The sequence below is a fragment of the Nostoc sp. NMS8 genome, from assembly GCF_017115045.1.
Lineage (GTDB): Bacteria > Cyanobacteriota > Cyanobacteriia > Cyanobacteriales > Nostocaceae > Nostoc.
The window spans coordinates 123,688-146,383 of record NZ_JABXKK010000094.1 but is presented as its reverse complement, the minus strand read 5'-3'; the positions used below and the strand labels follow the sequence as shown (position 1 = coordinate 146,383).

General features: G+C 40.8%; 16 protein-coding genes. 1 reads left to right on the top strand and 15 read right to left on the bottom strand.

Annotation, left to right across the window (positions count from 1 at the left end):
• Window positions 1-127 precede the first annotated feature (127 nt).
• On the top strand, window positions 128-1,531 hold the full coding sequence (locus tag HWQ39_RS21755; RefSeq protein WP_366932290.1) for an ankyrin repeat domain-containing protein: 1,404 nt from the start codon (window positions 128-130) through the stop codon (window positions 1,529-1,531).
• A gap of 508 nt (window positions 1,532-2,039) precedes the next feature.
• Here HWQ39_RS21755 and HWQ39_RS21750 read toward each other — a convergent pair.
• The 15 genes from HWQ39_RS21750 to hpsA form a co-directional block, all read right to left on the bottom strand.
• Entirely contained in the window at window positions 2,040-3,425 is a 1,386-nt protein-coding gene (locus tag HWQ39_RS21750) for a PP2C family protein-serine/threonine phosphatase (protein ID WP_292849474.1), read from the bottom strand.
• A 934-nt stretch (window positions 3,426-4,359) separates the two neighbouring features.
• Complete coding sequence (ftsY, locus tag HWQ39_RS21745) at window positions 4,360-5,985, bottom strand: signal recognition particle-docking protein FtsY (RefSeq protein ID WP_292849472.1); 1,626 nt, start codon at window positions 5,983-5,985, stop codon at window positions 4,360-4,362.
• Window positions 5,986-6,123: 138 nt separating this feature from the next.
• A complete protein-coding gene (gene nusB, locus HWQ39_RS21740; RefSeq protein WP_179068411.1) occupies window positions 6,124-6,765 on the bottom strand; it encodes a transcription antitermination factor NusB in 642 nt (213 codons plus the stop codon).
• A 414-nt stretch (window positions 6,766-7,179) separates the two neighbouring features.
• Complete coding sequence (locus HWQ39_RS21735) at window positions 7,180-7,950, bottom strand: DUF502 domain-containing protein (protein WP_292849469.1); 771 nt, start codon at window positions 7,948-7,950, stop codon at window positions 7,180-7,182.
• A gap of 537 nt (window positions 7,951-8,487) precedes the next feature.
• Window positions 8,488-9,396: a glycosyltransferase family 2 protein gene (locus HWQ39_RS21730; protein WP_292849467.1), complete on the bottom strand. Its 909-nt coding sequence runs from the start codon at window positions 9,394-9,396 to the stop codon at window positions 8,488-8,490.
• 127 nt (window positions 9,397-9,523) lie between these two features.
• Window positions 9,524-10,366: an HpsJ family protein gene (locus tag HWQ39_RS21725; RefSeq protein WP_292849465.1), complete on the bottom strand. Its 843-nt coding sequence runs from the start codon at window positions 10,364-10,366 to the stop codon at window positions 9,524-9,526.
• Between the two features lie 398 nt (window positions 10,367-10,764).
• Window positions 10,765-11,412: a TIGR04282 family arsenosugar biosynthesis glycosyltransferase gene (locus HWQ39_RS21720; protein ID WP_292849463.1), complete on the bottom strand. Its 648-nt coding sequence runs from the start codon at window positions 11,410-11,412 to the stop codon at window positions 10,765-10,767.
• A gap of 35 nt (window positions 11,413-11,447) precedes the next feature.
• The gene (locus HWQ39_RS21715; RefSeq protein WP_292849461.1) at window positions 11,448-12,014 is read right to left on the bottom strand and encodes a Tfp pilus assembly protein FimT/FimU; all 567 of its coding nucleotides are present in this window, start codon (window positions 12,012-12,014) and stop codon (window positions 11,448-11,450) included.
• A complete protein-coding gene (locus HWQ39_RS21710; RefSeq protein ID WP_292849459.1) occupies window positions 11,980-13,032 on the bottom strand; it encodes a glycosyltransferase in 1,053 nt (350 codons plus the stop codon). Before HWQ39_RS21710 ends, HWQ39_RS21715 begins: the two co-directional genes overlap by 35 nt.
• A 4-nt stretch (window positions 13,033-13,036) precedes the next feature.
• A complete protein-coding gene (hpsE, locus tag HWQ39_RS21705) occupies window positions 13,037-14,029 on the bottom strand; it encodes a hormogonium polysaccharide biosynthesis glycosyltransferase HpsE (protein ID WP_292849457.1) in 993 nt (330 codons plus the stop codon).
• Between the two features lie 21 nt (window positions 14,030-14,050).
• Complete coding sequence (gene hpsE, locus HWQ39_RS21700; protein ID WP_292849455.1) at window positions 14,051-15,010, bottom strand: hormogonium polysaccharide biosynthesis glycosyltransferase HpsE; 960 nt, start codon at window positions 15,008-15,010, stop codon at window positions 14,051-14,053.
• Between the two features lie 187 nt (window positions 15,011-15,197).
• Window positions 15,198-15,881, bottom strand: coding sequence for a prepilin-type N-terminal cleavage/methylation domain-containing protein (locus tag HWQ39_RS21695; protein WP_292849453.1), 684 nt, complete (start codon window positions 15,879-15,881; stop codon window positions 15,198-15,200).
• 37 nt (window positions 15,882-15,918) lie between these two features.
• Window positions 15,919-16,908, bottom strand: a complete 990-nt coding sequence (gene hpsC / locus HWQ39_RS21690) for a hormogonium polysaccharide secretion pseudopilin HpsC (protein ID WP_292849451.1) — start codon at window positions 16,906-16,908, stop codon at window positions 15,919-15,921.
• 371 nt (window positions 16,909-17,279) lie between these two features.
• Window positions 17,280-17,996 (bottom strand): hormogonium polysaccharide secretion pseudopilin HpsB, encoded by a 717-nt coding sequence (hpsB, locus tag HWQ39_RS21685; protein ID WP_292849449.1) that lies wholly within the window; start codon window positions 17,994-17,996, stop codon window positions 17,280-17,282.
• 24 nt (window positions 17,997-18,020) lie between these two features.
• Window positions 18,021-22,634: a hormogonium polysaccharide biosynthesis protein HpsA gene (hpsA, locus tag HWQ39_RS21680; RefSeq protein ID WP_292849447.1), complete on the bottom strand. Its 4,614-nt coding sequence runs from the start codon at window positions 22,632-22,634 to the stop codon at window positions 18,021-18,023.
• Window positions 22,635-22,696 lie beyond the last annotated feature (62 nt).

Sequence of the window (22,696 nt, the reverse complement as noted above, 5' to 3'; positions counted from 1 at the left end):
CATAAAAATTAGCATAACTCTATTTTGTGTGCTTAATGTTGCTCAAATTAAAAGAGGTTGAGGAATCAGGACAGAAGACAAGAGTAAAGCCTCACTTACTTTAATTCGCATCCAGTAAAGAGATAAAATGCTTGCCAAGACTGCAATTTTGAATTTTGAATTGCATAACCTCTTGCCAAAGTGGATAAACAATCTCAGACTAAATTTTGAGGGGATACAACAAAACCCCCAATGTGGAATCTCATTCATGACTGAAAACAACGATACTTTGCTGCTAAAAGCTGCTAAAAGTGGTGATATTAAGGGGCTGTGTGCCCTGCTGGCTGCGGGTGCGGCGGTGGACGCGTGCGATCGCCAAGGCACCACAGCGTTAATGTTTGCTGCTAATTTAGGTTATACCGAAATTGTGCGATCGCTTCTGGATGCTGGGGCAAATATCAACTTGCCCAGAAAACTCTATGGTTTGACGGCTTTGATGTTGGCGGCTAGTGCAAAACAACTTGACATTGTGCAGCTTTTACTATCCAGAGGTGCTGATGTCAATGCCACGAATGAAGATGGCAGCACAGCTTTAATGGCAGCAGTCCTCAAAGGTCATATCGATGTAGTGCGAGTTTTATTAGCTGCTGGTGCCCAAGTTAATATCGCCGATAAAGATGATGATACGGCATTGAAACTTGCTGTTAAGCAGGGAAAAATAGAAGTTATAGAAGCAATTCTTCAAACTGGTGTCAATGTCAATATCCCGGATGAGGAAGGTGAGACACTCTTAATGCTAGCAGCAGACTTGGGACATCTGAAGATTGTGGAAGCACTGCTAGCAGTAGGGGCTGACGTGAATGTGAACAACCCTGATGGTGGAACTGCCCTATCAGCCGCCGCCGCTGCTGGACACAGTGCGATCGCAGCAGCTTTACTGGATGGAGATGCCCACATTAATCTCCAAGACCAAGATGGTGAAACTGCTCTACATCTTGCCGTTGTGGAAGGCTACATTGATGTCGTAAAAGTTTTACTTAACAGGGGTGCAGATGTCCAAATTAGGAACCACCTGGGTGATACACCACTGCTTGTAGCAGCATTACAGGGACATAGCCAAATTGTCGAGGCATTGCTGCATTCTGGGGCAGATATTAATGGGAAAAATCTTGGTGAAGTACCTTTAACGTTGGCAGCATCACAAGGACACACCCATACAGTGAAAGTGTTACTAGACTATGGTGCTGACGCCAACATTCCAGGGGATGATAGCAAAACTGCTTTGATCAAAGCAACCGAACGCAAGCACACAGAGATTATAGATTTGTTGCTAGCAAAGGGGGCAGATGTGAATTTTCAAGACTCAGCAAGGGCAACATCATTAATGTGGGCTGCCTCAGCAGGTTATAACGAAATTGTGCAGGTATTACTGCAAGCCGGGGCAGATGTAAATTTGAAAAACCGGGGCGGTTATACGGCTTTGATGATTGCAGAATTTAATGGTTATAAAAATGTGGTGCGGAATCTGCAAAAAGCTGGAGCGCAAGAATAAGTATCGGAATTTTTCATCTAAAATATTTTCAGAAAAATCTTGACAAATCATTAAATGAAGATTAAGCAACCTTAATATCAAGAAAGTTAAAAAAATCAAGTTTAGACAGAAGAAACAAACAAAAACAAAACTCCGTCGTAACTGTTGTGAACTTGCTACGGCGGAGAAAAGAAAAATTAAAACGCCAAGAGGGAGCAGGTTAAATGCTTGTGTCACAAGGATAGAAAGAAAGCAAAAATGAAGAAGTAAATTTACCTTTTATTTTTTACCTTGTACCTTTTACCTTTTTCCTGCTCTCCCCCTTGACGTTTCCTACTGTGCTAGATGTGCAAAATATATAGTTTTTACTCGATCAGAAAAGTATTCTAAGGATCATTTTTTATGTATAATCTTCAAGGCTAAATACAAACAAGTCACCAAAAAAGGTTGATGTGCGACGATTTAGGCGATCGCTACGAAAATTTAAAGAAAAAATAAATAATTCTTTTCTCTTGCTTTCTGCCTCCTCTTATAAAATTTGCAGAACAACTAATGTCATATCATCAGTATTTTGCTTGTCATCACCAATGAATTGCTGAACTTGGTCAAATAGGTAATCTACAATCTCCTGTGGGCCATTGCAGTACTTGCAAGCGGTATTGAAGCTAGAGACAAAATTATCTTCATCGAAGCGATCGCCACCAGCAGCAGCAGCATCGGTCAAACCATCTGTATAGTAAATAATTGTATCCCCAGGCTCTAACTGTACCTGGGCATCTTCATATTGGCTGTTAGCATCCAAACCGATTAGCATTCCCAAAGTATCTAAACGGCTAACAGTTTTTGTCGCTGCGTGCCACCATAAAGGAGGATTGTGTGCCGCATTGCTATAAGACAAAATTCGGCTATGAGGACTATATTCTGAATAAAATAGCGTTACAAAGCGGTGGGAATTTTCCAAATCCGCATACATAACTCTATTTAAGTTTTGCAGAATTCCGGCAGGGGAATTACCATGTAGCACTTCTCCCCGTAGCATTCCCCGCATCATCGTCATAATCAGTCCCGCGGGGACACCTTTGCCCATGACATCTCCAATAACCAAACCCCAGCGACTATTTTCCGTACCGCCTTTGATCTTGGGCTGAATCTTATTATTACTGGTAGCAATAAAATCGTAATAGTCTCCACCAACCCGATTGGCAGGTTTACAACGTGCCGCCAGAACTGCACCAGGGATTGTAGGACATTGACGTGGCAAAAGTCGCCGTTGAATTTCTGCACCAATTTCTAATTCTTGGTCTAGGCGTTCTTTTTTTCTCAGTTCTACAGCTAGTTCATCATTTTCGATCGCTACTGCTGTTTGGTCTGCCACTAACCTAACTAACTTTTGCCTAGTTTCTGTCCAACTATATTCTGGATCGCGACTCAAGACATAGAGCCATCCCCGTTCTGTATGCTTCACCAGAATCGCCGTACCAAAGATTTGCACATCTGGCCCCAAATAGCGATGCATTTGGTCATCCAAAATTCCCGTGGCATTCGCTAAAGGGGCAGCATTAGGTACAAGTGTGATTTGACTGCTAGCTATTTCTAGCGCCTTGCGGATATTCTTTCGCTGACGACTATCTTGCCAATGTAACTGCTCTAACCTAACTTGACCATTAGGTTTATAGAGAAACAGGGCACTACCGTCTGCATCTGTCACCCTTGTTGCCATCAGGGGTATTAGTTCCAAAAACTGATTTAAATTATTGAAACTTCTCAGGGCAAATCCTAAAGAACTTAGCAAATCTTGAATTTTGTTCTGTTCCCGGTGCAACCTTGCCACGAGTTCTTTAAGTGCCACGACTGGTGTGACATCAGTTGCGGCACTACTATTGTTATCAGTGGGTTGAGAGGGAAGTTGAGACACAGGTAGGGGTATTATTGCACTTTAATATTGGCGGATTTTAGATTACTTATAAATCTTTTGGCTTTGCCATTGCTAAACCATATTTAGACAAGACTTGTCATTTTAGCAAGAGTATAAAGACGTAATAGGCAAATTTCATCAGTATTCTATTTGCTTATTCTATTTTTGATGGAATATTTAGTCATTTAAAATCATGTATTTGTAGTCCAAACCCAACCTGTAAAAATTCCTAGTTTCAGCGATCGCTCATATAGCTTTTCATAACTTAATTTCCAAAGCATATCTCTAAAGTCAGAAAAATACTTTATTCAAAGAATAATTTATAACGCTTTCAGAGTGACTGCTTAAGCAGAAGCAACTAGGAGACTAGAAGCCTTCTAAGGGAAAAGCTCTAGAAGCGCTCAAATGAAGCTTGGCTTGTTAAAAGCTGACTTACACTGATTCCCAAATCGGAAAATATGTAAATAAGTCTTCAAATACTTAATTTGTATACCATAATTGACGGAATAATTGCCAATATTTAGCTTTTGAGTTTACAATCGATAATTCTCTGAAGTTTTTATAGTGGGAAGCCGTACTTTTGTTGAGATAGGTTCTGGGCAAATTGCTGACACTTTGCTTGCCCGTCAAATTGCTGTAAGGTTCAAGTTTACAGGCTTTTGTGTGTCACAAAATAGCCGTAGTGCTACATTGAAAAAGCCCATTTTGGGTGTCAAAAAGGGCATTAGCTGGAAATGTTAGCAAAAATCACCCATTTACTGAGAGAAGGTAGGAGACAGGAGGAAAGCGCCTCCTGAATGTTACAAACTTATGGTTTCAGTACTTGAGCCGTTTCCAGCATTTTATTTCTAGTTAGTTCAAGTGATAATACCAGATCAGTTATCCCTAAATTTATCAGTTTGTCAAGAAAAATTTTTGACCCCAAATTTTTCAATTAGCCACTCAAGAGAGCTTCGACAAACTCATAGCTCGAAAAGGGTCGCAGGTCTTCAATTCCTTCGCCAGCACCAATAAAGCGAATGGGTAAACCTAGCTGTTGTACAACGGCCAAGGCAACGCCGCCTTTGGCAGTACCATCAAGCTTAGTTAAGACAACGCCACTCAGTTGGGCAGCTTGAGAGAAAACTTCAGCTTGCCGTAGTCCATTTTGCCCTAAAGTGGCATCCAGAACCAAAAGAGATTCTACTTTAGCATTTGGGGCTTTTTTGTCGATAATTCGCCGAATTTTACCGAGTTCGTCCATTAAATTTTTCTTGTTTTGCAGTCGCCCAGCTGTATCTACCAGAAGTAATTCAGTTTGACGCGCTTGAGCGGCTGCGATCGCATCAAATACAACTGCTGCTGGATCTGTATTCTTTCCCGGATTGGCAATGACATCCACACCACTCCTACTACCCCAAACCTTCACCTGTTCCACAGCAGCGGCACGGAAGGTGTCTGCTGCCCCAATCAAACATTTATAACCAGATTTTTGTCCGAGGTGGGCAATTTTGCCGATGGTGGTAGTTTTACCGGCGCCATTTACGCCAGTGATTAACCAAATATTTAAGGTTTCTTTTTCTGGGGTAAAGCTAGTTTTGTGGGATGTTTTGCTTGGTGCATCCAGCATATCTCGGAGGATTTTTTTCAGATAAGCGATCGCTTCTTCAGGTGCAGTAACTTCTTCTCGAAGTTTTTTCTGTAGAGCATCAATAATAAAGTCTGTCGCCTGTACACCCACATCAGCTTGCAAGAGCAACGCCTCAATTTCCGTCACAGCAGCTTGATTAAGCGGCCCTTGACCAACGATCGCCTTTAGTTGGTTGAGAATACTACGGCGAGTTTTGTCTAAGCCTTGCCGGAGCTTTTTCAGCCAGGTAATTTCTTCAAGAGAAACGTCTTCTGCACTTCTACCTTGATCTGCCAGAACTTTCGCTGACCAGACAAACCCATCATCAAATTCCAGCCCAAAAATTTCCTCTCCCACCTCTGAGGTTGTGGCTACTGGCTGTGCTACTTCCGGTTCGGGGACTTCAATAGCGGTGGCTATTAGTTGTTCCAGCTTGGCTTGCCGTTCTGCCGCCGCCCGTTCTAAGAAGGATAAGGCGGCTGGTGCTGCCTCTGGTTCGGTGGGTATTGGTTCAACTTCGCTGGCTGTGAGTTCTGGGCTGGAGACATCTGGCTGCTCGGTAATTGCTGCCACTAATGAATCTTCTGTATTTTCCTCAGTAGCAGCTTGGATTACTACTGGCTGTTCAGCTTCTACGGTTGTACTAGCAGGTTCCTCAGTTGCTTCTGGTTCAGTGACTTCTGCAATTTGCGTTTCTGTGGTTTCAGCTTGCGCTGATGGTACTGAGGAATCTGCTAAATCAGGTGGGGTTTCTACTACCTCAGCTTGTTGTTTTTGCTGAATATTTTTGTAGGCAGCTTTAGCAAATGCCAACAAATCTGCCGTTGTGTCTGGTGCAGTTTCAACTGGCTCTGTTTGGGGTTCTTGTATAGGAGGAGTTTCTTCCTGCTTCTGATCGGAGGGAGTATCAGAGGAATCATTATGTTGACGACGGAACCAATTAAAAACCATTGCAGCAGTATTGGTTATATAAGTTATGAGTTATGAGTTATGAGTTTAATTTAACTTGGGGCATGGGGCATTGCTTATTTCTCCCTTATCCCCCTCATTTTGCTCACTTTTGGAAGTAAGTATAAAAGGCATAAAAGGCTATGCTGTTTGTTTCTGCTCAGTAACTCGGCGCAAAACACCGTTAATAAACCGATGACCATCATCGCCACTGTAGCGTTTGGCTAATTCCACAGCTTCGTTAATGGCGATACTATCTGGAACTCCTAAGAACTTCATTTCTGCCACAGCGATTTGCAAGATATCGCGGTCAATTTGGGCGAGGCGAGTTACTTGCCAATCTACTAAGGCATTAGAAATGAGTTGATCTATAATATGTCGATTTTCGTTGACGGTAATCACAAGCTCTTTAGCGTAATTCCGAACTCCCTTGTCCTGATTAGCTAACTGAATCAATACTGGGAACTCAACTGCTGTACCCAACTGATTGATTGCTGTTTGGGTACAGGCGATCGCTTCTTGAAGCATTGTTCTGGCAGTATTGAGATCAGAAGCACGAGTTTGACTGCTTAAAAGGCGATCGTTACTGCGTTGCAGTTCACCTGCGGCATTATCAAGAGTATCTTGCACTTCTGAGGTCAGAGTCCGTACTGCTCCTAGTACCAACTTGGATACTAGTTGATCGTCTTCCAATTTATCTAATTTTTTGGGGTTAACTGGCAATTGACTAAGGCTTAAAAGCGCCAATTCACGAGCAATTTGCTGGGGTTTACGGGGTTGCATAAAAATGAGGGGTGATTGTGCGAGAATAGATTAACTAGGCTGGGCAAACTTACAATTGTACCAATTTTGGCACAGTAAAATAACAAAATTACCGATTTACTTGTGACTTTGCCAGATAGATTTTAACGAGTCGCGCCCAAGATTCTCCAACTTCTCTACCAGACGCTACCTAAACAGCTAATAAGAAGGTACTGGGGATTGAGGATTGGGGACTGGATACTGGGTACTAGAACTTACGCAAAATAAAAAATGAACCGCATAGACGAAGAGGTGCTTCCCGCAGGGTAGGATGCAAAAGCCACAAAGGAATAAGAGTTTCAGAGAGTTATTGCATAAGTCCTACTAAAGAAGAAATTCTTTTAAGATTTGCTTAGTGTATGAATCCACATACTCATCTTTCCCACTCCCCAGTCCCTAGTCCCCAGTCCCAAATTCAGTAATAACCTGCTGCTTGGTTTCTTCGTGTGTGACTTTTAGTATGGATTCTTTGGAGAAAACCAAGGGTGTATTGGGAGCGACAATGCCACCTGATACAACTATTTTAAAGGCGTCTTCAATGGACATGGAGAGGTTCACCACCTCGTCTTCAGGAACGACTGCGTACCATCCGGTAGTTGGATTCGGGGTGGTGGGGATAAAAACACTTAGTACGGGACGAGGCATCTGGGCTTGGATATCATTGCTGATTGCGCCAGTAACAAAAGCGATCGCCCAAATTCCTCGGCGGGGATATTCTACTAAAATTACGCGGCGAAACTTGCCATTAGAATCCTTTAGGATTGTTTCTAAAAGCTGTTTGAGAGTTTTATATACCTGTCCTGCTAAAGGAATTGCCTGTAATAATCGCTCACCAAAATCTAACAACCATCGCCCAGCTATATTACGAGCCATTAAGCCCATTAATAGTATACTTAGTAAAGGTACAGCCAACCCTACTAATAAATTCAGTAGATTTACTATAACTGGGTTTAAGCCATCAAAGGGATTCAGTTGTTTGGGAATTTGGGTGAGGAAGTTAATTACCCAATTAGCAATAGTAATTGTCAGCCAGATAGTGGTTGCTAGGGGAATTATTACCAATAAACCAGCAATCAGGTCGTTTTTTAAATCCTGTTTTAGGCGATCGATTACCAAGCCCCGATTCTCCTGTTTTAAGCTAGAGGAACTTTTGTTATCGGTATCCATACCAGCAGATTCGTCAAATTCCGAAGACTTTAACTTTAGGCAGTTTATGCCGCAACTAACTTCCAAAACCCTAGTAGCTTGGATGCTGCCGCAAAAATACATAGGGATTGCTGAAAATCAGCTATTTTCCTTTGACACTCGCCATAAGCATACACATAGACGTTAACCAATCCGATGGCGACTGGTTATTCTCAAAGGATGTTACTTTTCTTTGTCAGACTTGTAAATGATTGTTGCAAGTCCTTGGTTATTACTAATCTACCGCGCTTAATCAAAAGCTGCTGATGATTGTGAAAGTCTCACCAGGTAAACTAAGGAATTATTTTATCTGGGCAGTCACATTTAAGCAGGAGCGGCTTTTATGAAAATGTTCTGTTAAAAATATTAATTTATGATAATGGTTTTGTTTAGATGTAACACACAGTAGGGTAGCACAGCTAGCTGTGCTATCCTACTTCTGGCATTCTGATTTTGCGATCGCGCACCCTCTCGCGGCTTGTTGATCTTACTAGGAATCCTTCTAATCTCCAGTTTCCTTTATACCGTATCAACATGAGTACTTTCAGAATCCCTGCACTGTAACTTTTGTGTACTCTCTTGTGCCAGAGTTGCTGTTGCCTCTAAATTAGGTTTTGGTAGATACTTCATTTCCCAGACTTTGAGCAAAATCAGATATTCGTAGAATGCCTGCAATGTACACCAAGCGATTCCAGCGCGTCCATCTAAACATCCGCCTAAGATAAAATACATATATATAAACCGTAGCAACGGTCTGGCGGGCAAACGCAAAGACAAATCTTTCAAGGCGCGACGTTTTTCAAGTTCCGATTTACCAAAGAATAAATCTCGCCAGTTAACCGTTCCCTGTTCTAGTTGATAAAGTGTTTCTTGAGCTTCATCTGTAGAATAACGGTTATGCTTGTCAATCCAGCGACTCAAGCCTTTGCTACAAGTGTAATGTGGGTATGTTTCTTTTAAAAAGCTAGTTGCCCCCTCACAAACTTCTCGCTCAGTATGACCATAGTCTGTAAACCACACTTTACCGTGGCGGAAGAGTCGCATTTGGTAACGGGGATACTGTGTGCTGTAGCGAATCCAACGATCCATAAACATCACACGTTCAGCCACATAGTAACCGATGTAGTCTGGATTCTGACTTGCCCTTTCACATTCCGCGAACAGTTCTGGTGTCATACGCTCGTCAGCTTCGAGAATGTAAACCCATTCGTGCTTCGGGATGATAGACTCTAACATCCAGGTGCGTTGGCGTCCGTGGCTTTCAAAAGCATGTTGGACAACGCGGATGGGATAGCGATTGGCAATTTCCACAGTGCGATCGCTACTGCATGAATCCACAACAATGATGTCATCCGATAGCATCGCCGATTCGATACAACCAGCAATATCTATTTCTTCGTTATATGTCAGTATGTAAATTGAGAACATTACCCAAGTTTTATAGTGATTTTACTCAGTGATAATTGCTTTTTTATTGTTATGAGCTATTAGCTGCATGGCAGTATCAGCCGTCAATAATCTTTAGATACGTTATTACTGCCATGCCAATAGTGGATTAGCGTGCGGCAGCTCTAGGTTTACCACCTTGTACAGCACCCCTACCTCTTAAGCCTGTCCAGCCGATGATAATGTAACCAATAGCCAACAGCAAACTGCTAATCCCAATCCGCAGTCCAGATTTCCAAGCAGTATCTTTAGCTTGTTGCAGCGCTTCGTCTCTGCGCTGGCGAACTTGGCTCAGTTGTTGAGTTTGCAGCGTTTGAATATCTGTTTGTTGTTCGATAGCTTTGTCAAGTGCTTGGGGATTCGTTTTAGCCTTCTTCAGTAACTCTTTAATGTTTGCAGGAATTTGAGGGCTTTCAAGTGCTTGCTTATATTTTTGGTCATCTTTGAGGATTTCACTAAACTGAGCTTTGGTTTGGTTTCGCAGCTGTTCTAGTTGGGCTTTTCCTTGCTCAGTATTCAGTTGTGCTTGCAATTGCGATAACCGAGTGTTCAGTTGATTTTCTGCTTGATCTGCTTCTTGAGTGATGCGGTTAAGTGTTTGAGCCTTAGCTTGATTGACATTATTCAGGTGCAGGGGAAAAATCAGCAAGAACATCAACCCTAAAATACTTGAGATGATCAGGGCGGGAAATCTTAAATCGATACCTTGGGGGCGATCGCTTCCGGCATCAGGATTACCAACCCAATAGGCAGCAAACAGAAGCCCTAAACCTACTAAAGGAACAATTCCCCGATCGACGAGTGCTGTTGCCAAGTTGATTTGCCATACCCGATCAGTCGGTTGAAAGGGTAACAATAGAATCAAAAAGTCAACGAAAAAAGACAAAATGCAGATTATGCCAACTACCTTAAGCGTGAGGGCAGGACTTACGGAAGCAAAACGGTTAACCATAGTTTTTCAAACTGGCGGTGAATACGAGTGATTTTCATATTTCAAGCTACTTGAATATTGTGCCCATGACCGTGACTATTGTGTAAAAACATAAAGCAGATTCAATCGTGGTAAAGGCTATCTGCCTCTTGGTTTTCAACTAGACCACAGTAACATTTGTTATGTATAGTGTCTTCAGGAAATCCCTGGTGTCTTAAGATACGAAATTAATTCGGGGATTTCATATATCTTGCATCCATACAAAAATTGCTAAGTAAGTCGGCACAATAAAACCAAACTGTGTAAAGAAAAGTAAACAAGGATCAAACTCTCTTTCCCCCTGCTCCCTGCTCCCTGCCCCCTGCCTTTCCCAACGATAATTATTTACGCCGACCTACTTATATCTCTACTCATCTCCTTCATTTTTCCATCTGACTTGCAAGGGCTTGTTCCCAAATTGGTAGATCCTCCGGTCGGTCAATATCAGCTAAAGGCGACAAGCTCACGTATGATAAATTAAGTTTCTGAGCAATGTCCACGGTTTTCTGGAATACTCGATCGGTTCCCCAGTCGATGTTAACGAATAACTCCAGGATGGGTTGACGCAAACCAATTAAGTAATATCCACCATCGATCGCAGGGCCAAGTACTAAGTCAAAGGCGTGTAGCTTCTCAAAAACTGTCGCGAGAATCTGGGCATTCACTCCAGGACAATCTGTACCGATGATAATTACTTGTTCCATACCAGATTGAAAGGCATCGAAAAGCGATCGCACCATCCGCGAACCTAGATCCCCTTCACCTTGAAACTGATAAACCAAATCCAACCCCAGCCAGTCTTCCATGAGTTGCGAATCGCCACCTGTAAACCGCACTTCTACAAATATGTCAACAGCCTTTTGCAATTCTTGAACCTGAAATATTGTATATTCACTCATTTGGCGTTGAAGATTAGCAGCACCAACAGTTCCCAAAACAGGTATCAATCTCGTTTTTGTCTTACCTGGTTCTGGATAGCGAGTAAAAATAATCAGGTGCCGTTTTGGGTTTCCTGGTAAGTTCAGCACAGAATACCTTGTCTTTTGAATAAACTAAAAATATTTTAGTGACAATACTTATCGTTACTGCTTGTAGTATGCTCCTTTGCCGTTCGCATTGCCCCTAAAATTGTAGAAACTATGATGCAACGTTTAACTTTACCACCAGACTTGCTAGATAGAGTGATCCGTCCCAATGGTGGTTTAGTGACACTACCCTTGTAATCAAATTGGATTTGTTTGATGCCATCTGACTCTGATAAAGTTGTTTCCTCATCCAAGCGCACATTGGAATCCAGATTATTCCAGTTAACGTTAGATGGGTTTACTGTAGCAGGATGAACTGCCCATTGAACTATGCTGTTTTGTTCACGAAAGCTGGCTTGCCAAGTCAATTTCTCCTTAGTGGCTTGCCTTTGGGCTTGGCGCATAGCATAATGAACCTGGTTTTGGGCAGTGTTGAGACGGCGAGTCTCCACAAAAGCCAGCCAGTTAGATATTCCCAATGTGGCTAATATACTAATTAATAGAACAACTACTAACATCTCTAATAAGGTAAAACCACTGTTAGAGTCTCTATTCCAGAGATTTTTTGTATTAGCTAGAAATCGTAAATACACCTGGGTATCCATTTTTTCTTTCTGGCCGATTTTCAACTGCCCAAATGTTGAGCAATCTTTCAGGTTCTTGGTTTCTTGCATCGCGCCGATTAATAATACTGTAGAACAAGGTCGGCGAGATAAAAATTATGACAATTTTCAAGAATAGTTTTAAGGTGAAATTTAAATTCTCAACTTTTGAAGGATCGTTAAGAAAATATTTCCACAAAAATCTAACAGATGATAGAGATTTTTGACGATTAAACGGCTTTTGCAAGGCTTTACAAGCAAGGTATTTGTATAAATTTGCTAAACTTATATCCCAACTATTTCTAACCGTTGAAGGTCTTTCTTTATATGCTCTCCCAAGCACTTCTAAGCAGGCTTTTTCCTGTCTGACAAGATTGGAAGAAACTGAATTAGCACTTAGGCGATATAAAATTTGTACAGATGGTACACATATAAAATCAAACTTAGAGGCTAATCGCAGCCACATATCCCAATCCTGAGCCGCATTTAGAGATTCGTCAAAGCCACCTAATGTAATTAAAGATTTTTTACAAATTAAGGGATTTGAACCATTCTCTAAAAAGTTATTTAGTAATAATTCTTCATAAATATTTCCATTTAAATTAATGCGCTTACCTGAAAGGAGAAATTTACCATTGATATCAATGTAATCAGTCCAACCGTAAGCGACTTTTGCAGTAACGTTTCCTTGCAAAGCTTTTAACTGAGACTGAAGTTTATCAGGTGTCCAAAGATCGTCTGCGTCTAAGAAACTAACAAATTCTCCAACTGCATGGTTTAGCCCTCGGTTACGACTGACATTACCCCCAGCGTTGGCATAGGAAAATACTTTTATTCGTAAATCTTGAAATTGTGTAATAATTTCTAAAGTTGAGTCTTGTGAGCCATCATTAATTACAATTAATTCTAGATTAGTAAAAGTTTGATTTAAAACAGATTGAATTGTCTGTTTAATAGTCTTCTCACTATTATAAGCAGGAATGATTACAGAGATTTTTGGTAATTTTTTTCTAGCTTTCATTATTTTATGTGGCTAATTTATTTTTTAATACTCTGCGTATAGTAGATTTTAAATAGTAAAAAGGACTCATCATACTAGCTAGGTAAAACTCCATCTCAAAAAGCGCAATAAGATTACTTTTCAATTGCCATCTATATTGAATGAGATGCTGTAATACCCGGCGTGAATTACCTAAAATAGTTTTCACAAACACTATTGGTTTTTGCCAATTTTTAGTATTTATCAAGCGTAACTGGAAAATACACAATCCACAGCCGCGCGCCAAAGTTAGAAGGTAATCTCTCTCAAATCGCCAACGTGGTATTTGATGATAAGTATGCATGGTGGGGTTATACCAAATTTCCCAACCTGCATAATGTATATAAAGTAATGGTTCATAGTCATCACCCTGCACCAAAATACCAGGTAACTTCCCGCTTAAATTAGGTCGTACTGGTACATTTTCACACCATACTTCTTTCCGAACAACAAGCGCCGCACCAGGAGGTAGTCTTAAATTATCCGCATCAAATAAATGTGGATTTGAACCATGTTCTCTGATAGCTAAAAAAGCTTGAATTCTTTCAAAATTTTCTGGTGGGTTTACTTCAAAATCACCATGAATCTGTCCACTCCAAGCACCTGCTTGAGGGTGATTTAATCCAAAATTATATGCTTCTAATAACCAATTAGGATCGGGTAAATTATCATCATCTAAAAATGCGATTAGCTGCCCTCTGGCTTCACGCACTGCCCGCAGTCGTGCAAAAGCGGCTCCCTGTTCGGGTTCTAAAAAATATCTTATATGAAATCTTCCATCATATATTTTTTGATAATTCTCGATTACTTCAGATGTGTTATCAGAACTATTATTATCCACAATAATAATTTCCCAGTTAAGCTTTTCTACTCCTTTCTGGGTTAAGATTTTATCCAAAATTTTAGGTAAACGAGTTGCTCCATTATATGCAGGAATGGCTACGCTAATATCTAATTTTTCACTTGGTAGTTCAGTCATAATACTTTAAGTTTCTATAATTTATTTTTTAAAATATCCATTTTTCCATAGATAAAAAGGGCTAACGAAACTACTTGTAAAAAGTTCCATTTCGCAAGCAAGCACCAAATCTTTTTTGACCTTAGTTCTATATTTTATTAAGTGCAAAGCGATTTTACGCAGGTCATTTATCATGTAAGATAAAAGAGCAATCGGCCTATACACATTTTTTATATTTACCGTTCTAGTCACATAGCGGCTAAGTCCGATACCTCGAAAGAACGGAATTAAATAATCTTTTTGCAAACGAAATTTTGGGATTTTGTGAGAAATCTCCATTTCAGGGTTGTACCAAATTTCCCATCCTGATTTTTGGATGTAGGACAACATTTCTAAATCCTCACTGGTGAGCATATTGCCTTTAACTCTACCAGTTAAAATAGGCTTATCTGGTACACTTTCTAACCAAGCTTGTTTTCGGACAACAAGTCCAGCAGAAGGAGGTAGTAGTTTTTTCGCTGCTTTATATAATAGTGGTAAATTACCTCGCTCTGTAATTGCCAAAAATGGAGCAATTCGCTGAAAGTTTTCTGGTGGTTCTACTTCCCAGTCAGGGTGAATTTGGCTGCCATAAGCTCCGGCTTTAGGATATTTTTCAGCAAAAGCATAAGCTGTGGATACCCAATTTGATACTGGATAGTTGTCATCATCTAGAAAACCGATAAGTCTACCTTTAGCTTCTGCTACTGCTCTTTTTCGTGCATAAGCTGCTCCCTGTCGCGCTTCAAAGCAATATTTTAAAGGGTAAGGACACTGCCAATTTTTTTGATATGTTTGAACAACTTTAGCTGTGTTATCAGTGCTGTTATTGTCTACAACTATAATTTCCCAAGATAAATTTTCGGTGTGAAGTTGATTTTGTAGTCGTTCTAGTAGTTCAGGTAAACGACTTTCACCGTTATAAGTTGGGATAGCTACAGTAAAGTCAAGGTTATCAGTCATTTTATGAAAGGAATATTTTGATTATGACGCTTTTTATATGTTCAGCCAATGGCTAATTTATCAGCGACTCTTAAATAAATCTATCAAACATTAAAACTGCACATGATGTTTCAATTTTGCGATCAATGTGCAGTTTTATGTACAGTGTTATTACGTGTTTTTAAATAAAGATTACTACATCAACTACCTAATCGCATTTATTGTCTTTTGCTGTAAGTATTGAACCTAAGAGAGTTTTCACAATTACGCATCGCTTTACACTACTAGCCGATGTAGAATTTGAAGCGCTTGGTACAGCTACCACTATTTTTAACCCAGGTGGCTCTGTACCTGCTGGCACTGTTCCAAAGTTTGGAGGAGTTGGTAAAGTTGGTAAAGCCCCCATGTAGTCAAAGGTAATTTTTATTGGCGTACTTAAAGTATAAGATACAGGAGAATTATTAGTAGAATTGGCAGTGTTTTCGCCACTGAGATTTGCACCTAACAGTAATTTATTAGAGCTAACGCCTATATCTGCCCCTAAAGGTTTCCATGTAGGGACTCCAGGATTGGTACGATAAACAGCAACCTCTACATTTTGAGTTGTGGTATTTTTTTGAAAACTCACGGTATAGCTAAGTTTACTTTTTTTAGCTTCCCTTTTTGCATCTTGTAATGCAGCTAAAACTGCGTCATTAGCCTTATTTAGCTGCTGTCGATTTACAAAGGCAAGCCAACTAGGAGCTGCGATCGCTGACAAAATTCCGATCATTAGCACCACAACAAGCACTTCTATTAAAGTAAAGCCAGCATCGTGTTGAGGATTAAATCGCTTCTTCGTGTCTTTATTACACATCCTAGTGTGGAATAACTTTAAAGTTAGGTTGCCCATAATGCCCCACTATTAGTTGTGCTGTTTATTGTGAAGTTTATTTAGTATATAAATATCCACGTCCTTGCACGCGGACACTTGCGGTCGGAAAGTAAGTTTGGTTAGTTGAAGAGTAATCAAAATTGCTATTTTGCAACCTAGCTAGTGCATTGCCTCGTAAAAACACCTGTGCTGTTGTGTTGGCAACATCAACGCAAGTATAAAAGCCCATAAAATTACCTGAGCTAAGTGTTGGATTTATGGTTGAGTTAAGTGGTTGCTGCGTGCAAGGAAGAGTTGTTGAACCAATAGAGGTTTGATCGATAAAATCGATTAGTACCGAAGCTTGTTGGTCGTAAGCTGACGAGGCTGTTTTCCATGAATTCATTTGATTCTTTATACCTGCTGCACCTGGTAGATTTAAGTTAAAACGCTGAAAACCTTTATTGGGACAGGTAATATATGTATCATTAGGATAGTCAGTACAATTTCCATTAGTACCACTAGAAGCCAGAACTCCATCACTAATTTCAAATCTGGCAATACGAGCCGCGTTTGACCAAGTAGTATTACTATCTTTGATTAAATAGTAGGCAACTAGTGAGTAAACAAAAGTGTCGTCTGTAGTGCTGCTGGGAGCTGAAATAAACTTGCGTTTCCAAAAGACGAGAACTGGTTTACAAGTAGCAGTAGAACTACAACCAGTCGCACTTTTAACAGGAGGTATTTGGTCTTGAATTCCTGAGCTTGCTGGGGTAGTGTTTGAATTGTTAGCCAGTGCAGCTCCATCATATATATAGACAGCTTGTTGTAAATCATTGGCGATGTAATCAATTGCTGTCTGGATTTCTTGTTCAGAATTTGCCTTTGCTTGCTCTTTCTGATCTGTAGTGAGAATATTAACCATGAATCCTAGCAGTGGTGTCAGCACAAGGAATGCCAGCAATAAGGCTACCAAAAGCTCTATCAGGGTAAAACCATGAACTTGCTGAACAAACTTAGAGTGTTTCAGCTGAATGCTGAGAAGAAATCTGAGTACATTCTTCATAACTACGGTATGCCCCTTAGTGATAGAAATACATATAGTGAATGATGGTGTAGATATCCAATGTTGTAGCGTAATTATCTTGCCTGCTCATAGCCAAAGGCAGACAAGATGCCATTGGTGTCAACTTAAGCTAGGAAATAGCTTAACTGTTGGCTGACATGCCCGCCCGGAAATAAATTTCCGGGCTAATAGGCTAAAGTCTACTGAAGTAGACTAGAGATTTTTGGCGATATTTAGTCATCTTCAGATGACTTTAGCTATGAGATGGGAATTTCAATTCCCGGTGGACAAGCGGTTTCACGTTAAGTTGATACCAATGGCAAGATGCCCACCCCACAAGAAGTAATTGAGTATTTTTTATTTGGAAGTCACTAATTACAAGTATTGTTGCTAAGAATAGGAGTGGCGCTAGTAATAGCAAGACGCTGACACAGAGCATTGAAAGAAGTATTTCTAGAACCAATCTCAGTGGTCATTTCCACTAGTGGGGACTGGGTATTTCCCAAAGTTCCAGTGAAAGTGTTTTGTTTTTTATTGATACTACTATCGCTAAGACCAGCATAGACAGGTTTAGTAACGTCAATATCTGATCGATAAACCCGAATTGCCAAACGGTAGCCATCCTTTGGTAGACCTGTACTATCAGTTGGGGTGCTTCCTGTTGCTGTAATTCTTACAGCCTGAATGTAAAATATTTTGCTTGTGTTGCTTGTACAATCTGGGTTAGTAATAACCAAACTGTTATTTGTATCTTTTGTCACGCAATATAGCGATGTTAGCAATGTTGTTGTTTGAGGAACTGGCATAGTTGTAAGAGTAAGTAAATTATTGCCAGCTAATGTTCCAGTGGGTGCAATAGTGGTAGCAGGAGTTGTCACGGCTCCGGTTTTTACGCCGTCAATGAATGTTCTGACAGCTTGTGTGGCTAGTTCTACGCGTTTTGATTGGACGCGAGTTGCTGTTGCAATGACGATGGTAGGTGCGATCGCTGCTAGTAAAATAGCAACTACTAGCATTGCTACCAACGACTCAATAATCGTGAAACCAGATTCACTAGAAGAGTGGATTTGTTGTTTGTGCTTAATCATTGCTAATCACCAGCTTCGGAAATTTTAAGTAGGTGGGCAGTTAGTAGGACGTTGATCAAGATCGATAGCATTAGTATCATCACTTACATCAATAGTTCCTTTCGTGTCTTTTGCACACAATAACGTTTGTACCCAAGTATCATCTCGACCAACTTCTCGGAAGTATTCATTGGGTTTGTCATCTGGCGTTATCGCTAATTTTTGCGAAAATGCATCTGGTGATTGCGACAGCAAGGCGACATCATAACCCCACTGCCGTTTAGGAGCTAGATAAAAAGGTACTAGACCACTAGAGTTAGCGATCGGATATACTGCGCTAGATGAGGTATTTAAGAATGCTACAAATGGTGCAGTAGCATAGACACTACGACCTCTTTGGATAAAAGAGCCGTTAATTTTAGCTGCAATAGCTGCGTTTAAGTCGCTAGTTGGGTTCCAATTTTCCAGTAAGCGGACAAAGTTGTGTAAACCACCATTATCTTCTGTCGGACGAGCCGGGGTGTCTCCCCCTGCTGCGGCTAAATTAAAGGTGGTAGGTGTGGCCCATTGCAGCCAGTTACTATCCTGTGTATTACTAGGGCCTATTCTGCTACTTGATGTTGGTGATGTACTTTCATCAGTGCCGAAAGCCACTTGAATTTGTAAAACTGGCGATAAAGCTGGTTGATCGCTTGTATTTGAGCCTAGAGTAAACTTTGGCGGTTTAGTATCGTCATTAGCGGTAGTCGTTCGGAACCATAGAGCATTGTCTTTAGAATCTGGTCTATTAGTATCAAAACTAGCTAATGGAAATTGAGTGATTAACAGGTTTTTGATACCTATAATGGTTGGTTTACTATTAGAATCAACCGTGAGTACTCCAGATGCATTACGGAGAAAGGCAACACGTCGAGGATAGCCTAGATATTTAGGATCAGTCGGTAATTGTGCTGTTGTACCTGCTTTATGAGTTAGCAAGAGAAAAACTCCAGTAGCATCAGATGCTTTTAGACCTGGATCTGGAATTGTAGCAGTTGGATCTGGTATTCTCACCCACCAACCATCAGCCGTATTGCAAGCTGAAACAGGTAGTTTTGGACAGACCTCCATTAAATACTCTGGGGCATTTTTCCTTCGTTGGATGGGTGTAACAAAGTTATTAAGATAAGAACTACCTTGAGTACCAGTTGTAGTAGTATCAAGGTCTTTAGGCAAGCCGTCAGTACCATACCAGGCAGCATTGATGGTATTACTATTGTTGGTAGTAACTACAGCATTACTACTATTGATAAAAGCAAACCCATTTTTCTGAAATGCGGTAATAGAAGAAGTATCGCCCAGGTTATTATTTAGGTCATAGTCTCCATCACTCCGGTAGCCCCTTTGGAAGTTGTTAGAAAGAAGTGTAATGGCATCTGACAACACGCTGGCAGGTCGCCATGCGTCCCCAGTGGTGCAGTTTGGTAGCCTAGCGTCACCAGTACGACAAGCAAAGTTTTTATTACGGTCTGATGCAGCGCGAGTGTAGAAATTGCTCAAATCACTAGCTAGAACTGTATTAAATTCTTCTCCGGTATGTTTATTAAAGTCACCTTGAATATATACAGGCAAGTTAGAGGCTAAAATCAAGCCTTTTTCTGCATCTCTGTAAGCCTGAACACGCCAGAGTGGGTCGCCATTGATTAACGTGATGGCGTTAGGACGGCGAGTTGGGTCAAGTATAAAGTCTACAGGGCTACTTGATTTTTGAGCATCTTTTTTGTTCTGTTTTTGTGTATCCGTGTCTGCTGCCGTAATATTAGAAGCAGCACTCAAATCTAAAAGTGCATCATCCCGTGTAGCGTAAACAATACCGCTATTGGGGATTAAGTATTCTTGTGTTGTTGCAGTGCCATAAGTTTTTGTCCGCAACTTACTAATATCTAATACAGTGGTGCGAATTTCCAGAGGTTGGCGGGTTTCTTTGGCAAGTTCGTAGGCTGGAGTCGTCACGTTTGCTACTATCCCAGTTCCATCTCCAATTACACCATCGGTATTGGTGAACGTATTTACACCAAGTGCCGTTGTCGCGTCTTTATGAATTGCCTTAATCTGCCTTCCATCTAAAAAAGCAGTTTCGTAAATTGCACCGTGAGGGATAACGGTATTACTTGGATCGCCGATACTACCATCTAATATTTGGATGGCACAGATAGCAGCATGAATAGCAGACTGCTCTGAGAGTGTCCGAGAGGCAGCTGCTTTTGGTAAAGCGGTGCTGAGTAATTCATTTACCAACCGCCCATTGGGATACCTTAAACTAGCTTGGTAGTTTAGTAAATCTGAATAGTCAGAAACCCCCTTTGTTGGAGCTACGTAGACAATACCATTATGAGATTTACCACCTGTGGCTTTGTCATAGATAAAACCTGTCGCAGACGGAAGACTATTGAGGTTCTTAGCTGTAGCGCTATTTGTGGGATCGTAGAAGCTACTTATACAAGCAATAGGTGTAGGGGTTGTCGCACTGTAGCCACTCGCTTGGTAGTGATAAACTGCTGTAGCCCGCATCCGTAAATACGGTGTATAAGTAGTGTTGGGTAATACTATATTGCTATTTTGAGTATCTTGGATTGATTTATCAGCTTTGATGGCAATAGTATTAGGTACAGGCATCATATCTGACCAAATTCTATTTGTAGCTGCTGCTGCTGTGTTCAAATCAGTTTGGCTACTACTAGGAGTGTAATCTTTAGGCAAATAAATCCCTGCACCAGTGATTACCCGTAAGCCGCCTACAGGATCTTGGGGAGTAGTTGGTACTTTAGAAGCTGCTGATTCCCAGTCTCCATCTCTGTCAACAGTTCCTAAATCGGCTAGTTGCTGTACACGACTGCGACGATTGCGAGTTCCAGTTCCGTCGTCCCAGACAATACCTGTAATATCTTGAGTATCTGTGCTATCTGAACCAACAAATGTTGTCCCTTTCCACCACAATGCAGGTAGGTTATTACCAAGCAAAATGCGATCGCCAACGTATTGTTCTTTACCTACTTGTTGCTGCTTAGTTGTCTCTGTAGCACTAGGTAACAGCTTAGTACTATCAGAACTATTAGCTTTTAGTGTTAACTCGGCATAACCAGTCTTAGTTTTACCATCAGTGGGATCAAAGGGATAAACCCAAGTGTCTGGTGGACGTAGTGAGTCACCACTTCCTACTAGGGGCTTATTATCGGTATCATTATAAGTTCCTAGTGCATCTCCAGCAAAAGCAATTTCAATATAGGGTACTCGGCGGGTACGTTTTTTAAAGTAAAGTCCTAGCTGGTTATTACGGATACTAGCTTGTTGTGCTGTAGAGGCAGTCGATGTATTTAGATTTAATACATTTAGTTGTTGAGTAATACCATCTTTGACTTCTTGTGGGTCAGTAGATGCAGCATTAGCCGCCTGCGATTTCACTAAGAGATTGATGCGCTGTACATAAGCTAAACTATTGTAGGCAATATTAGTCGGTACTCCTGCAACTGATTTGTTATCTTTAACACCATTACTGGTATTAGGATCAGATCCTTGCCCTTGGAATAAATGTACTAGAGTACTGTTACCTAAATCACTATCATTCGTGAAACCACCTGCTGCTAAATTGCCACCGACAATAATTTTGGAATTGTCTTGATCGTAAAAACAGGAATTTTTACTACTAACCTGATAAAGCGTAACAGTTTGAGAACCGCTACCAGTCAGGAAGTTACTATTAGTCAAGATCCGTCCATTGAGGTTAAATGCAGGACCAGGGGTAAGTTCTATATCATCTTCATAAACCACCGCATTGTTAACTAGCGGTAGTTGTACGCGGTCTTGTTGATACTCTAAAGCTGAAAAACCTTTATTACCTTGGAAAGTTTCGTAATTGGTTGGTGGGTTAGGATTAGTGATGGGAACATTAGCAGTGTAGACAAAAAAGCTTTTTTTGAGCTTACTAGCAATATTAAACCAGCCCGTACTCCCCACCAAAGTAGCACTTGTTCCTAGAGTATCTTGACAACCGTTGCTTATACTACCAGAGGTCATGGGCGGAGTTCTGGCCTCTAAAGGATTTCTAGCACGACTATATGCGCCATTAGTTATAGGCGGATTTCGGAAATAAATTCCATAAAGAGTATAGGTATCAAATTTCCCATTGTTATTTGTATCAATCGGGTACATCCATGAAGTTGGTAGTGCTGTTTGACCGGTATAATTCAGATTTAGTTGAGTTTCATCCCCAAAAGTATATTCATTCAAATAATTCGTGAAGGCACTCTCTAAAGCTGTATCTGAAGGTGTAGCTCGTGGGAGCCGACGGTCATCAAATAGCTTGTCTAATTTTGCTCTAGCTCTGTCAAGGGCAGGTGATGCGGCGTTAAGTACAGCCTCATTCACCCGGACATTACTAGCATTTTTGGAGCGTTCAAAAGACCGAAACAAAATAACAGTGGTCAACAAGACGACTACTATCAACACCATTGCCACTGTCGGCAACAAAAACCCAGCATTCTCTGAGCCGCGTTTTCTTCGAGTGCCAAAAAGAGTCCGCAGGAGCCAAATAATTTGCTTGTTAATTGCAGATAAAAACTGCTTGCTAATTTGTTTGAAAGTTTTTTGAATTGCCTTGACTAGCTGACGTTTTCGAGACATAGCTGCTTCCCTGTCAAGTGATATTTAGTGAGGTTTCTATTTTTTTTGATATCTTTGTTTAT